Annotated in this window: 5 protein-coding genes; 4 read left to right on the forward strand and 1 reads right to left on the reverse strand. The window is 54.7% G+C overall.

Features of this window, described 5'->3' with window-relative positions:
* Positions 1-8 precede the first annotated feature (8 nt).
* The gene (locus AC0V61_RS09545) at positions 9-2525 is read right to left on the reverse strand and encodes an HWE histidine kinase domain-containing protein (RefSeq protein WP_486157013.1); all 2517 of its coding nucleotides are present in this window, start codon (positions 2523-2525) and stop codon (positions 9-11) included.
* Between the two features lie 265 nt (positions 2526-2790).
* Here AC0V61_RS09545 and AC0V61_RS09550 point away from each other — a divergent pair, with 265 nt between their 5' ends.
* The 4 genes from AC0V61_RS09550 (at position 2791) to AC0V61_RS09565 (ending at position 14160) form a co-directional block, all read left to right on the forward strand.
* A complete protein-coding gene (locus AC0V61_RS09550; protein ID WP_486157014.1) occupies positions 2791-6615 on the forward strand; it encodes a CheR family methyltransferase in 3825 nt (1274 codons plus the stop codon).
* Positions 6616-6634: 19 nt separating this feature from the next.
* Positions 6635-7048, forward strand: a complete 414-nt coding sequence (locus AC0V61_RS09555) for a response regulator (protein ID WP_486157015.1) — start codon at positions 6635-6637, stop codon at positions 7046-7048.
* Positions 7049-7498: 450 nt separating this feature from the next.
* Positions 7499-8686: a M48 family metalloprotease gene (locus AC0V61_RS09560; RefSeq protein WP_486157016.1), complete on the forward strand. Its 1188-nt coding sequence runs from the start codon at positions 7499-7501 to the stop codon at positions 8684-8686.
* Positions 8683-14160 (forward strand): AAA domain-containing protein, encoded by a 5478-nt coding sequence (locus AC0V61_RS09565; protein ID WP_486157017.1) that lies wholly within the window; start codon positions 8683-8685, stop codon positions 14158-14160. Before AC0V61_RS09560 ends, AC0V61_RS09565 begins: the two co-directional genes overlap by 4 nt.
* The last annotated feature ends 150 nt before the right edge of the window (positions 14161-14310 follow it).

Genomic DNA, 14310 nt, shown 5'->3' on the forward strand with positions numbered 1-14310 from the left:
CTTTCTTCCTATGCCATTAGCACTACGCTCACGGCCTTAGCTGTAAGCGGCTTTTTGAGCAGCTTAACATCGGAAAACTTCGCCGGTATCTTGGAGGAACTACCATATCCTGTGACAAAGGCGAAGGGGACATTTCGGTCGGTGAGGGCATCGGCAATGGCAAAACTCATCTCATCGCGAAGGTTGATATCAAGCAAGGCAAACTCAGGGAGCGCCTGCTCGATCATGCTTATCGCAGCGCCCACGGTCGAAGCCAAATCGACCTCTTGAAAACCAAGGCGTTTTAGAATTTTGGAATGCTCGATCGCCAGAAGATAACTGTCCTCAACAATAAGCGCACGGCCAAGCTTAAGCGGCTGGGTGGTGGTGGTAACACCGCTTTTCGAGGTTCCTGGCGTTGCCTCATTCGTACCGTTTGCCTTCAAAAATGGGTGCGCAGGCAGATTGTAGACTGCCTCAAAGCCTGTCTGGGCAAATGACAGGTCAGCACTGCCGTTGAATTCGTAGGGGATTGCCTCACGCAACAGTTCCATCCCGAACCCTTCACGGTCAGGCTCTGCGATTTCTGGGCCACCGCGCTCTTTCCATTGGAAGATGAAAGAGGGGCCTGCAACAAGCCAACTGATCTCCACCCGGCCATCTGGGACGGACAAAGCGCCGTGCTTGGCAGCATTTGATGCAAGTTCATGGATCAAAAGTGTGGCCATAGGCACCGCGTCGGTCGCTAAAAGCACCTCGGGACCAGATAGCGATTGAGCAATCTGGACCTCCGACAAAAATGGCTCCAGCTCCATCGCAATAAGCGCGCGCAACGAAACGCCTTCCATCTCCGAACGGGTTAGCATGTCATGCGAGGCAGCGAGGGAAAACAGCCTTTGTTCAAGGCTTTCGGCGTAATCCTCGGGCGAAGACGTGGAATCGCGTGCATGGCTTGATAGCGACTTTACCAGAGCAAGGATGTTCTTAACCCGATGGTTCAGTTCATCGGCAAGAATGCGTAGATTGTCTTTTTGCTGCATAATCCGCCCCGCCGCGCTCTGGCTGGCGGCGCATTCGCGCTGGATATGCATAGCAAACTGAACGTCTTCGCTGGTCCATTCATCGCTTCGATTGCCATTGTCTTCAATATATTTCGCAAAGCTCTTTCGCGGAGAAAGGCGCGGCTTGTTTTCAACCTCTTCAATGTCTTTCGCGGGAAAACCGCCCCACGTTACTTGCGAGCTGACCGCCTTGCGAAAGAAAACAACTCGCGTGTCAGGTTCTTTGATTAAAGGAATTTCGAGATAGCCCGCAAGGTCTATGCCGCCCACCTGGCCCAGGACCTTTGAAGCGTCGTTCGAGCCCGTCAAATCCAGAATGTCAGAAGCAATGGCGAAGGTGTTTTCAGACGAGGACTGAAACGTATCGGGCGCGATCCCTCTCGTCTCCCAACTGCAGCCGATAGCAACGCCTAGTCCCTCAAAATCAAAGATATCCTTCGCCGCTTTTTCCACGTCCTGCGCAAATTGATCGGCTGTTTTTAGCCTCGTCTGAAGGCTGATAAAGCTGTCCCGAATGTCGCCAATGGCCATTTGACTATCAGCGATACCTTCACGCAGCAACTTAGCGATGCTGAAGGAGACTATGTGCCCGATGACTTCTCCTGCATCGAGCAGGTCCATCCCGGCGACACGCGGCTCTTCATTGTGGCAAGTGATAAGGCCCCAAAGCTTGCCCTCAACGACAATTGGGATCGTCATGCTCGCCTTGATCCCCATGTTGGTGAGGTATTCAAGGTGCACCGGCGATGTACCGCGCAGAACCGCGATGGAAAGGTCGAAGTCTTCATCGTTCAGCCCATCCGCATAAAGCAACGGGACCCCATCGCTTTGGACATCAGAAATCGTGCGGATCGGCGTGGTTGCATATAAACTGCGTGCCTGCTTGGGAATGTCCCACGCCGGATAGCGAAGGCCAAGGAACGGCTCCATATGGCCAGAGCGACACTCCGCCACCACTTCGCCTGCGCCATCTGGCAAAAAACGATAGAACATTGTGCGGTCATATTCGGCAATGGTGTGCACATTGACGGTCGCAAGCTCGAAAACATCTTGCAGTGATCGCAGCTGCTGCATTCCGCTTGTCAAAGCGGCAATCCGGTCTTGCAAGGCGCGCGATGCAGTCGAGGTCTCAACCAGTTCGATATAGTCAAACTTTGGTCCAGAATGTACAAATAGGTCGAGCTTTTGTCCGGCACCTACACCATCGATTGTGCCAACATATTCGCGCCGTGTTTCGATAGTCGAATAGGCGAGCTTGTTGGAAAGAGCATGCAGGATATCGGGTTCAAACAGCGTCTCAATCGTTTTCCCGATGCAAGTGTCTGGCGATGCATCAATAAACTGTCCGGCATTGCGTGAAATCGCAGTGATGAGATAGCGCTCTCGCTCAAATGCAATCAAACATCCGAAGGGCTGAATAGCCCCTGGAATATGGATCGGCTCTTTATCGCAACTCTCTAGCGCGCTTTCATCGACAGTTTTCATGGTCCCACCTGAACTTGATTTGTCTTAGCGCAAACCTTCGCGCCACTACAATCAAACTGTTCATGACACCTCTTGTTCCGCCGTATTGGCAACAACAAGAGCCCGGTGGTGTGCGCATGTAGCTACACTTGACCCAAAAGATTGGGGAGCCACTAAGTAATTCCACCGGCGTTCCGCGAAATTCTTCGAAAACTCGCAGGTATCTCTTCTGATTGTCTGCAAAGTATAGCATAAGGCGATTGGCGCAGCTTGGGTGCACGGCTGCATGGATCATTCTTTTGACGGGATCAAAATGGAGCACTTAGAAATTGATGAGCCTGAAGCGGAGGCTCAATTGGACTTTCCTGTTGTCGCAGTGGGCGCGTCGGCAGGTGGATTAGAAGCTGTCACCCAAATGTTTCACGATGTGGAAACGGGGACGGGCATGGCATTCGTGCTTATCATGCACCTTGACCCCAACCACGAAAGCATGATGGCAGAACTCTTGTCGAGCAAGACGGGCTTGCGCGTGCGGCAAATCCACGATGGTGACAGTATCGAGGTGGACAGCCTGCATATCATTCCACCGGGCTCAAGCCTGCGTCTGGACAAAGGTGTGTTTCGTCTGGACCCGTTTAGCGAGCCTCGCGGCCTGAGGCGTCCGATTGATAGCTTTTTCACTTCGGTCGCTCAGATTCAGTCCGACAAGGCGGCAGGTGTTGTGCTTTCTGGGACGGGAGCAGACGGCACCGCTGGCCTACGCATCATCAAAGAATTTGGCGGGATTTGCGTTGCGCAATCGCCTGAAGAGGCGCGCTATGACGGCATGCCTCAGTCGGCGATCTCGACCAAACTGGTGGATTTTGTCCTCGAAGCAGACACCATCATTCCGCGTCTCAAGGCCTTCTTCGATGGCGCAATGCAAGCCCGCTTTCCGCAAGACAATGAAGCTTCAGAAGAGGCGATGCGGTCGATCTTTACGGCCATTCATGACAATGTCGGCACGGATTTTTCAGGCTATAAACGCTCAACCTTGTTGCGTCGTCTTAATCGTCGGATGCAGGTGCTCGAAATTGATGAGGTGGACAATTATCTCATCAAGCTGAAAGGTGAGACGTCCGAGCAACAAGCGCTGGCGCGCGATTTCCTGATCAATGTGACATCCTTCTTCCGCGACCGGGAGAATTTCGAGCTGGTGCGCATGTCAATCATCCGCCCCATGCTCGAGCGGGCGGATGTCTCCGATGAGATACGAATTTGGGCACCGGGATGTTCTAGCGGTCAGGAAGCGTATTCCTATGCCATGATGATCGAAGAGACCTGTCAGGAGCTGCAAAAACGGCCTCTGGTCACGATCTTTGCGACCGATGTCGATGAAGCGATGATCGAACAGGCACGGCGCGCTTCCTATCCGATCACAATGCTCGATGAGATACCGGCGCGCTACCGCGAGCAATACACCACCGCGTCAGAAGACCGGTTTGAAGTGGTGCGCCGTGTGCGCGAAATGGTGCGCTTTTCGGTCCACAACATCGCGCAGGACCCTCCTTTCTCGAAGATCGATTTTGTTTCCTGCCGCAATCTCTTGATCTACCTTGGCGAGGAATTGCAGGCAGGCCTGTTCCCACTGCTGCACTTTAGCCTGCGTCCCGGTGGACACCTGTTCCTTGGAACTTCGGAAAGCGTGACCCGTAGCCAGGAACTGTTCGTTGCGGTTGATCAAAAAGCGCGCATCTTCCGGCGCAACGACGCAGCCAAACGCGTGCATGTGAGCTTACCGCTGAGTAAAAACGCGCGGGAGGGTGGAAGCAATCGCGGGATAGGCCGCTTATCAGAAGAGCGTGATTTCCCAAGGCACTCCAGCTTCGATGCGTCCAATGCCTCTATCTACGAACACTATGCGCCGCCTTTTGTACGTGTGACCAGCGATGGACGGATTATTGACAGTTCAGGCGACCTCAGCCTCTTTATGATGTCGCGCCCCGGTGATGAGCGGCAATTGGACACGCTTGCGCGCGACGGGCTGAGTGAAATCATCCAACCGTTGATTAATGAGGCCGTCACAGCGAGGGAGCGCCGCGTCCTTAAGGATGTTGAGATCGCATCGCCATTTGGCATTCAAAAAACTGATGTTTTCGCCCATCCAATGAAGGATGAAACGGCGGCGGTGATCTTTGTGGTCAAAGACCGCTTGCAGCCGCTCGCGGATCAATTTGCGCTGCAACCAATCTCACGCGACCGCAGGATTGCAGATTTGCAGGACGATCTTCAAGCCACCCGCTTAACACTGAAGGGTAAGGTCGAGGAGATTGAGACCGCGAATGAGGAACTGAAGAGTTCCAACGAAGAAATGATGTCGATGAACGAAGAGCTTCAATCGGCAAACGAGGAGCTGACCACCGCTAACGAAGAGCTCAAAAACAAGATCGATGAGCTGACACTAGCGAATGCAGATTTGGACAATTTCCTGCAGTCTGCTGATCTTGCCATGATCGTTCTCGATCGCAGCATTCGCATTCGTCATGTGACCAATGCAGCGCGTGATATGTTACCGCTCCTGCGCAGTGACGAGGGTCGGTCTCTGGCTGAGTTCAATATCCCGGTGGGTAATATCAATCTGACCAAACAAGTGCGCGAGGTCATGGAAGCTGGTGAGGTGTTCTCAAAGACAACTGAGCCTAATGAGGCGGGGCAGTCCTACTTTGTGCGCATTACGCCCTATTTCTTTGCCAATGGCTCGGTTGAAGGTGCCTCGATCACATTGGTCGATATCTCGCAAGAAGTTGAGCTGCGCCGCGATCTCGTCGCGGAAACTCGCAAGCTGCGTCTCGCGATGAGCACTGCGCGGATGGGCTCCTGGGACACTGATCTTGAAACGCTCGATATGGTGATTGATCCGGTCGCAGCTGAGTTGTTTGGCCTTGATACGCCAGGCGTAGTCCACAGAGACAAGGTGTTCCGCTATCATTGCTCCGATGACATCCCTCCTTACGAAAAGGTGAGGGACGCCGCTTTGTCTCAGGATCAAGGCTATTCCTACACCTTGCGTTTGGCACCGCCCGAACAGCCAGCGAAATGGATACAGGTGCACATCCAACCCTATGAGGATGAAAGTGGCCGCAAAAAGGTTACCGGCCTTGGCCTTGATGTAACAGACAGCATGCATCTCCAACAAGAGCTGCAAGAGCAATCAGACCTGCGTGACCTTGTGATGAATACAGGGCGCATGGGAATGGCCGACCTGGATGTGGAGCGCCAAATTGTCAGGGTGGATGAGATGCTTGCCGAGCATCTCAACCTGTCCTCAATAGGTGAGATCAACCTTGATGCATTGTCCTCCAGCTTTGTGGATGAAGACGTGCCGCTACTTCAAGAAAATCTCGCAAAAGCCATTGAAAAGGGGGAAGAGTACGAATTCGATTTCCGTATTGAGGACCCTAAGGTTGGCATCCGATGGGTGCGTACGCGTGGGCGGCCATACACAACCATTGATGGCCACAAAAAGGTCGCAGGCCCCACGCTCGATATCTCCGCTATGAAAGATCAGCAAATGCTGGTCGAAGAAATGAGCCACCGCATCAAGAACCTCTTTGCTGTCGTAGCAGGACTGATCCAAGCCGCGCCAAAAGAGCATAAAGCAGCCCGAAACATGGCGGCTGATTTGTTAGAGCGCGTGGTCTCTCTTGGGCGAGTGTATGACCTGGCTCGCAAAGACAATTCGATGAAGGGTGTGCCGCTTGGCGACCTTCTTGAATCCGTTGTTGGACCGCATGCGGTTGGCCACGCGGTCGAGATTGATGGGCCAACGATCTTTGTCGATGGCGATCAGGTCAACACGCTCACTTTGATCATTCACGAGCTTGTAACCAACGCAGCCAAATACGGCGCGCTTGGCGAACCAGATGGTAAGATCGACATCAACTGGAAGGTAAAAGGCAGCCGTAATGTCCAGCTCAAATGGATCGAAACCCGACCAAACTTTGAACCACCCAAAGACACAAAGGGCTTCGGAAGTCTACTTATTGACACCGGGGTCAGGCAGTTGAAAGGAGAGTTTACGCGACGCTTTGACGGGAAAGGGGCGTCGATTGACTTGAACTTTACTTTATAGCCTTGTTCCGGAGACACCCATGCATTCTGAGGCCCTGCTGAAAGACCTTTCCGTATTGATTGTTGAAGATGAATTTATTGTAGCGGCTGGGCTTGAGAGCACTTTCCGAAATGCAGGATCCGAAGACGTCACAATCGTTGGAAGCATAGCAGATGCATGGGACGCGGTAAGGCGCACCCGTTTTGACTTCGCGCTCCTCGATATACGCCTGCAAGATGGTTTTTCGTTCCCGCTGGCGATGGATCTTTTCGCAGATGGGGTGCCGGTGGTTATGCACTCCGGCCATGCAGAAATTTATCATTCTGCGCGTCTGCCCGGCATCATCTTTTGCCCAAAGCCGGCGACACCTGCCGAAATCGTACGCGCGTCGCTAAAGGCGATCCAGTTTAAGAGCTATCCGAACACCGCGCAGCTCGAAGACACACTGCATTAGGCTCCTAAAGTGCATAATCATTGGTAGGATTACCGCCCAATCAGATCGCCCAATAGAAAAGGCCGCCGCGCTTAAGGCACAACGGCCAATCCCATCGCTTTGGCTGCGCAGGACCAGGGAGCGGGTGACATCTTCGCCAGACTAATCCATCGCTCTCCTTTGTCATTACGTAACGCCGCTTAGGAGTAGGCGGTGACCAATCTCGTGTTCGCGGCGTAATTCGGCGGCTTTAGATTGCGAGCTGGCGCCTCCCTTAGCAGCGCACAGGTCTGTTTTGTGGTTCCCTTTTTCGCACCATTCCCATCACTTGGTAGCTTCCAAACAGTATCACGCGGCGGAAGCATTGATCGCGAATAACGCTTGGCGTTTTTTAGTGATTGGTTACTACATTGCCCCAAATCGCTTTGCGTGACCTTGATGCAAATCTTGCGGGGATGATCGACTTATCAAATGTTGGTGCAGCTCAAATTTCATGAAACTATCGCTGCTTGGCTAAATGCAAACGAGGCTGGTGTTTGGGAGTGGTTTTCCAACCAAAAGCTCCAAGATGAACAGAACGCGGAAACACGCGATTTGCTTTTGCAGCAAACGGTGCGGCTTTCAAAAGAGGCCCACGCTGATGCGTACACCTGTTGCGAGACCGCCATGGCTAAGCTTGGTGTGGAGGCACCCGTAACGCTTTATCAAGCTGGCGATGGAGCGATGAATGCAGCGCTCTATTTCATCCCGGGCGAGGTTCATGTGGTTTTGTATGGGCCGGTTCTGGAAAAACTTTCTGAGGTCGAACTCACAGCGTTATTCGGCCATGAAATTTCGCACTACATTTTGTGGACCCAAAGCGAGAGGCGATACCGCATCGCCCAGCAGATTATCGATGACGCCTCGCAGCAGTCGCCTGGCGACAATTCGCTTTACGAGACAGCGCGTCTTTATCAGCTTGCAACTGAAGTATTTGCTGATCGCGGAGCTGCCATCGCTGGAGGCGGTGAGGGGCCTGCGATTGCAGTGTTGTTGAAGGTCATGACAGGGCTCCAGACAACTGATCCTACCGCCTTTCTGCAGCAGGCCGAGGAGCTTGATGCAAGAGGAGAAATCAGCAAGAAACAGACCCATCCTGAAGTCTATCTGCGCGCGCTTTTCATCGACCGTTGGTGGCGTCAGCGCAATACCGATTTGGTCACCAAGATTGATGATTGGGTGCTGACGAAGCTCAAGGGCCCCATGGTCATCGGACAACTCGATCTGGTCGATCGCGAAGTGTTGAGCGGTCTCACCAGCCAGTTCTTTGCCCGGCTTCTCCACGAGACAGATTTGGCGAGCAAGATGGTGGTGACACAGATCCAACAGTTCTTCCCTGATTGGACGCTTGAGGAGGAGCGCATTGACCTTGAAAAGCTCAAAGCGCTCGCTGAAGACAAGAGCGTGCGGGACTATTTTATCGCGCTCATCTTCGATCTTGCGCACGCTGATCCGGACCAGACCGAGGAACTCTTGATAAGGGGTGCGAAACTGGCGCTAAGCCTGGATTGGGAAGACGATTATCGCGGCAATCTCAAAGCGCTTTTGAAAATGCGCAAACCCCAGATTGATCGGATTTTGAAGGCATCGGACAAAGTCGTATGGGAGATGAGCCGATGAGCGCCGATCTTCCTGACAACACGCAAGCTGCGCCGCGAGAGCCCATCAGACTGACTAAAGCGATGGAGAGTTATTCGGGCCAAATTCCGGAAAATGATCTCGTTCATATGTTCGTGCCTTTGATGCGTCAGGTCGCAGCGCTTCACGAACAGGGGCGTGTGGCCGATATCAAGCCCGACGCCTTGGTTGAGAACCCCGATGGGACCTTGGGGCTCGCCAATCCCGATGGTTTTGCGATCACCACCAACCTCAAAATGCTCCGCGCGGTTGAGCCGCAAGCCAATAGCTCGCTCAATATCGTCGGTGACCTTGAAGTCACGCGTGACAACACCAAAGGCACCAGCGTGCGCGATAAGGATGTAGCGGGGCCCGATGACGAGATTGATCGTCCGGTATATGTCTCTGGCTATAACGCATGGGAGGCGATGATTGGTCAGCATGACGAGCGCACCGATGTGTTTTGCATGGGGCAATTGCTCGCTGCGCTTGCCTGCGATCTCGACTTTGAGAGCGAGAATGACATCGCGACCTTCTCGGCTGCGCGGACCAATCTTTTTCGGATAAATTCACGGCTTCATCCCGTGGTTGCCGCGCTCATTGAGAATATGACACCGCTTGCTCGCCGGGACCGTCTGGGCAGTTTAAGTGCGATTGCGACCCGGCTTGAAAATTACCGCGAAGAGGGCGTCACTTTTGATCCGGACCGTGTGCTGGAAGGTGTTACGTCCGCACCCGACAGGCGCACAGCTGTTCTGTCGCATCTGCGCGACCGGCTGTTTGATCTGTCGCGCCGCAATAAGCTTATCCATTTCCGCCCCACTCAAGCGAGCGTCAATATGACTGTCGCAAGTGTGCCTTTGGTAATGCGGCTTGAATCAATCCGCGAAGATCAGCTTTGCACTTGGGGCAATCGGTTTGCGAAGGATGTGCTGTCCGCCAAACCCCAACCTTTGGGGCGTTGGCTACGATTTGAGGATCAGGTGTACCTGCCCTCATCGCTTGACCGTATCCTTCAGCAATCACGCCGCGACCGGGCCGAATATGGTTTTAGCAACCTTCGTCTTGTGGTCGCTTTTCTGAATTGGACGAACCTCAAAGAGGGCGGGGGTGAGAAGATCAACTCACCGCTTCTATGGCTTCCGGTGGATGTCAAAAAGAAGAAGGGTGTGCGCGATCAATACACCTTTCAGGTTCTCGACACGCAGGCGGAGTTTAACCCGGCTTTGCGACACTACTTGAAGCAGCTTTACGATATCAATCTACCTGCTTCTGTGGACCTCACCGAAACCTCGATTGAAGACGTCCATGCCGATCTCAAAGCGCAGATCCATGCGACTGAGCCCGGTGTGACGTTGGAGCTGACCACAGCTCCTTCGGTCAAGCTGATACACGAAAAGGCGGTTCAGCGCCTTCGGCAGTACGAAAAGCGGCGCGGCAAAGGCCGGGTGAGCGCGATTGGACGCCCGGATTTCAGCTACGACCGAAGCAATTTTAAACCGCTCGGCCGCACGCTTTTTGAACGTCACGTTGTGGTAAAACCGCTTCCTCAGCGGCAAACGCTCGGGCTGCCGATGCCTGCCCCGCGGCCCGATTATATGAGTGGGGTGGGCGTGAAAGAGCGCGAGGCCTATTCGCTCGAGAAGGAAGATAAGGGCAAATTTGCCTGGGATATTGACTGCGCGCAGGTGACACTTGCGCATTTCAACTATCGCAAAATGTCGCTCGTGCGGGACTACAGCGAACTCGTCGAAGGCGAGGGTGAGCAGCCGTCATTCGACAGGGTGTTCTCCATCGCACCGCGCGATGTGGAGACGCCGATGCCAGAGGCGCTTGCGGCGAAAGATCAATGGAATGTCGTTCCCTCTGATGCAACGCAAGACGCAGCCGTTGCAATGGCGCGCAGCGGTGATAGCTTTATCATCCAGGGACCGCCAGGCACTGGCAAATCCCAGACCATCACCAACCTAATCGCTGATTTCGCGGCGCGCGGGAAACGGGTGCTGTTCGTTTGCGAAAAACGGGCCGCGCTTGATGTGGTGTTCAACCGATTGAAGCAATCCGGGCTAGAGAGATTGGCGACGCTGATCCACGACAGTCAGGAAGACAAAAAGCCTTTCATCCACGATTTGAAGGAGTGCTATGAAGACTGGATCAAACGTGAGAGCGGTCTGGAGCAACTGACCGTCACGCGTGATCGCACGGTCAAGGCTTTCGAGCACAACTTCCAGCAAATCGCCGAGTTCGAAGCGGCCTTGTCAGCGATGGATGGCGAAGATGCGCCTTCGATCCGAGCATTGATCCGGAGGCAAATGGAATTGCCCGGTTTTGAGGGCGATTACCCGTATTCCTTGCGCGAGCGCTTGCCGACGCCGGCTCAATGGGAAGAGGCCAAGTCACTCGCGAGCCAAATTGAGCAATCAACGGCCCACAGTTTTGGGCTTACTAGCCTTTCAGAAACGCCCTTTGCCTTGCTTTCTAAATCCGTTGTCACCGACGAGCGGGCGTACGCACGAACGCAGGAGTTCATCGACGCGACCGAGAGCATCGCAGACCGTTTGAGTGATGCCTATGATGACTTGCCTGATTACATTCAGGGCGAAATTACATCGGTCGCTCAACTGACCCAGCTTGCCAAGTTGTGTGATCGCGCCCGTGCGGTAAAGCTCACGGAGAACCTGGGTCTGCTTGAAGAAAATTCTCCTGCGAGTGTTAAGCTTGCGCAGTTCCAATCTGCACACCAGTCACTTTCTCGCAAGCTTGCAGACGCCGACAATGCGAGCGCAAATTGGTCTGACCCCTTCGATGCTGATGATACGACTGCGGGATTGGCGCTGGCAGAGGCGAAAGAGCCCGGTTTCTTCAAATTCCTGAGCGGACCATGGCGCACTTTGAAGGCCTCTGTCGAGGCGCGCTACGACTTTTCTGCTCATGCCGTACGGCCCACGATAACCGAGGCATTGCGCAAGCTCATGGCAAGGCACGAAGCTGAGGCCGAGATGCGCTCCTGCGAGGCTGATCTGGGCGCAGCGTTTGGGACGGATGAGCCGACGCAGCTTCTGGAAACGCGCGATGAGGTCGCCGTTAGAAGGCGCGAGGGTAAGGCGGTGGAACGGCTATTTGATCCCTCAGCGGATGGCGCGTCCGACATCGCCGCACTTGCTGCCATGCTGCCCTCACTTGAGGCTCTGCATGAAAAGACCAGCGAGACTCTGCAAGACGCAGAGCGCCTTGATCTGTCCGAGCTCACCGAGAAAATCCGCGATATGCGCGAGGGGCTGGAAGACTTGCCAGACCTCTTGCCGCTGATCGCCTCGACTTATGAAGTGAGCGATCCATGTGGATTTGTCCTTCGCAACGTCAGCGAGAGCGCCTCTGCGATGGAAGCCTTAGTCGTGGATGAGGCGCTGCAGGCGACCTTCCGCACCAAACCCGAATTGCAGCGCTTTGATGCAGGCCGCTTGGGGCAGCTCGCAAGGCGCAGTGCAAAGGCGCGTTCGATCCTAGCCGAAGACAATGCGCGTTCGATCCTTGCAAGCGTCCATAATGACTTCCTCGCCAACGTTAGGCATTCGACGCTCTCCACCTCACAATTAGACGCGCAAGGCAAAGCTCTGAAGAAAGCCTATGCGACAGGGCGGCGCGAGGCTGAGCATGAGTTTGGCAAGTCCATGCGCTATCGCTCGATCCGCGATATGGCGAGCGGAGAGACGGGGCTGGTGGTCGGCGACCTTAAGCCGATTTGGCTGATGAGCCCCCTTTCTGTGTCGGACACGTTGCCGCTCACTCCTGACCTGTTCGATGTGGTGATCTTTGATGAGGCGAGCCAGATTCCTGTCGAGGATGGCGTGCCAGCGCTATGCCGCGCGCCGCAATTGATTGTGGTAGGCGATGAGATGCAGTTGCCTCCGACCAGCTTCTTCGCTTCATCCATTGATGAAAGCGATATGGAGATCGAGGTCGAGCATGAGGGCGAGGCGGTCAACATCATGCTTGATGCCGACAGCCTTCTCACTCAGTCCGCGCGCCATCTGCCTGCGACCTTGCTTGCTTGGCATTATCGCAGTCGGTCGGAGGCTCTGATCAGTTTCTCGAACGCTGCGTTTTATGATGGCCAACTCGTGACGATCCCCGATCAGGCTTTCCCTGTTCCGGGCGACAAACCGACGCCCTTGGCCTCTGATGATGAAGGCGCAGCGAGTATCGCGACACAGCGCATGCTTGAGCGGCCTATCAGTGTGCACAAGATCTCTGACGGCGTCTACGCCGAGCGCGCCAACCAACCCGAGGCACAGCTGATCGCTGGCATGGTAAAGCAGCTCTTGGTGACCGAAGGGGACGCAAAGAGCATCGGCATCGTTGCTTTCTCCGAAGCTCAGCAAAGTTGCATCGAGAAAGCGCTCGAGGACTTGGCGACCGCTGACAAGGACTTCGCTGCCCGCCTTGAGGACGAGTATGCGCGCGAAGATGATGGCGAGTTCAACGGGCTCTTCGTCAAGAACCTTGAGAATGTACAGGGCGATGAGCGCGACATCATCATCCTCTCCATCTGCTACGCGCCAAATGCGAAGGGCAAAATGGCGATGAACTTTGGCCCGATCAATCAGCGCGGTGGCGAGAAGCGTTTGAACGTCATCTTCAGCCGCGCGCGCCACCATATGGCAGTGGTCACCACAATTGAGCCAGAAGCGATCACCAACACCCATAATGACGGGGCGATGGCCCTTCGAACCTTCCTCGCCTTTGCGCGGGCGAGGGCGGTTGGCGATGCTGAGCTAGGCCGCTCAGCGCTTGCTTCGATCAATCCAAATGTGCGCTCGATCTTTGCAGCAGCGCCCCCTACAGACCCCTTGCGCAGCGCTATTGCGAGTGAACTCGCTGCGAGGGGCCACACGGTTGACGAATATGTTGGCGGGGCAAGCTTCCGCTGTGACCTGGCGATCCGCACCAAAGGCGGTGAGGGCTATGCGCTCGGTATTATGATCGATGGTGGGACAGCTGAAGGCACGCGCAGGGTGTATGAACGCTACGTCTTTAAGCCGACGATCCTGAGGGTCTTTGGCTGGAACATCGTTGACGTGCCCTCGCACTCTTGGCGGCAGGACAGCGAGAGCGTGATTGCAATGATCGAAGACGCGTTAGCGCACGGCGATGCGGCGTTGGGTGATGACGATCCCTTCGTCGATATCCCGCCACCGGTTCAGGTCAGCGTGCCGACCACCAAGCCATCTCAGCCGCTCACCGACGAGGTCGCCCCGCCGACCGAGGGTGATTGGCAGACGTTCCGCTTCAAGAAAGGAAGCTCAGACAAGTTCTGGCGCATTGCACTGCGCGGTACTGACGTGGTTGTGAACTATGGGCGCAGTGGCACTAAGGGGCAGAACAACACCAAGAGCTATGACGATGAAGCCAAGGCCAAGCGTGCAATGAATAAGCTCATCCTTGAGAAGACCAAGAAGGGCTACATTGAGGAATAGGTGCTCACCATGCAACAGAGCTTGTTTGAGCAGAGCGTTGCTGGGGTGCTTTGTGGTGCTGGGCGCGCCGGTGATTGCCTCTGCGGTGATGTGGCAGGGGGAGGCGCCTTCGCCGCGAGCGGTCTACTAGGCTGAAAGTGTGGCGAGCGA

It is taken from the genome of Erythrobacter sp. JB1-4, from assembly GCF_057365025.1.

Bases quoted from the DNA above. Each gene is read 5' to 3' on its own strand.
- AC0V61_RS09565 (WP_486157017.1), top strand. From the start codon at position 8,683: ATGAGCGCCGATCTTCCTGACAACACGCAAGCTGCGCCGCGAGAGCCC.
- AC0V61_RS09550 (WP_486157014.1), top strand. From the start codon at position 2,791: ATGGATCATTCTTTTGACGGGATCAAAATGGAGCACTTAGAAATTGAT.
- AC0V61_RS09560 (WP_486157016.1), top strand. From the start codon at position 7,499: ATGTTGGTGCAGCTCAAATTTCATGAAACTATCGCTGCTTGGCTAAAT.
- AC0V61_RS09545 (WP_486157013.1), bottom strand. From the start codon at position 2,525: ATGAAAACTGTCGATGAAAGCGCGCTAGAGAGTTGCGATAAAGAGCCG.
- AC0V61_RS09555 (WP_486157015.1), top strand. From the start codon at position 6,635: ATGCATTCTGAGGCCCTGCTGAAAGACCTTTCCGTATTGATTGTTGAA.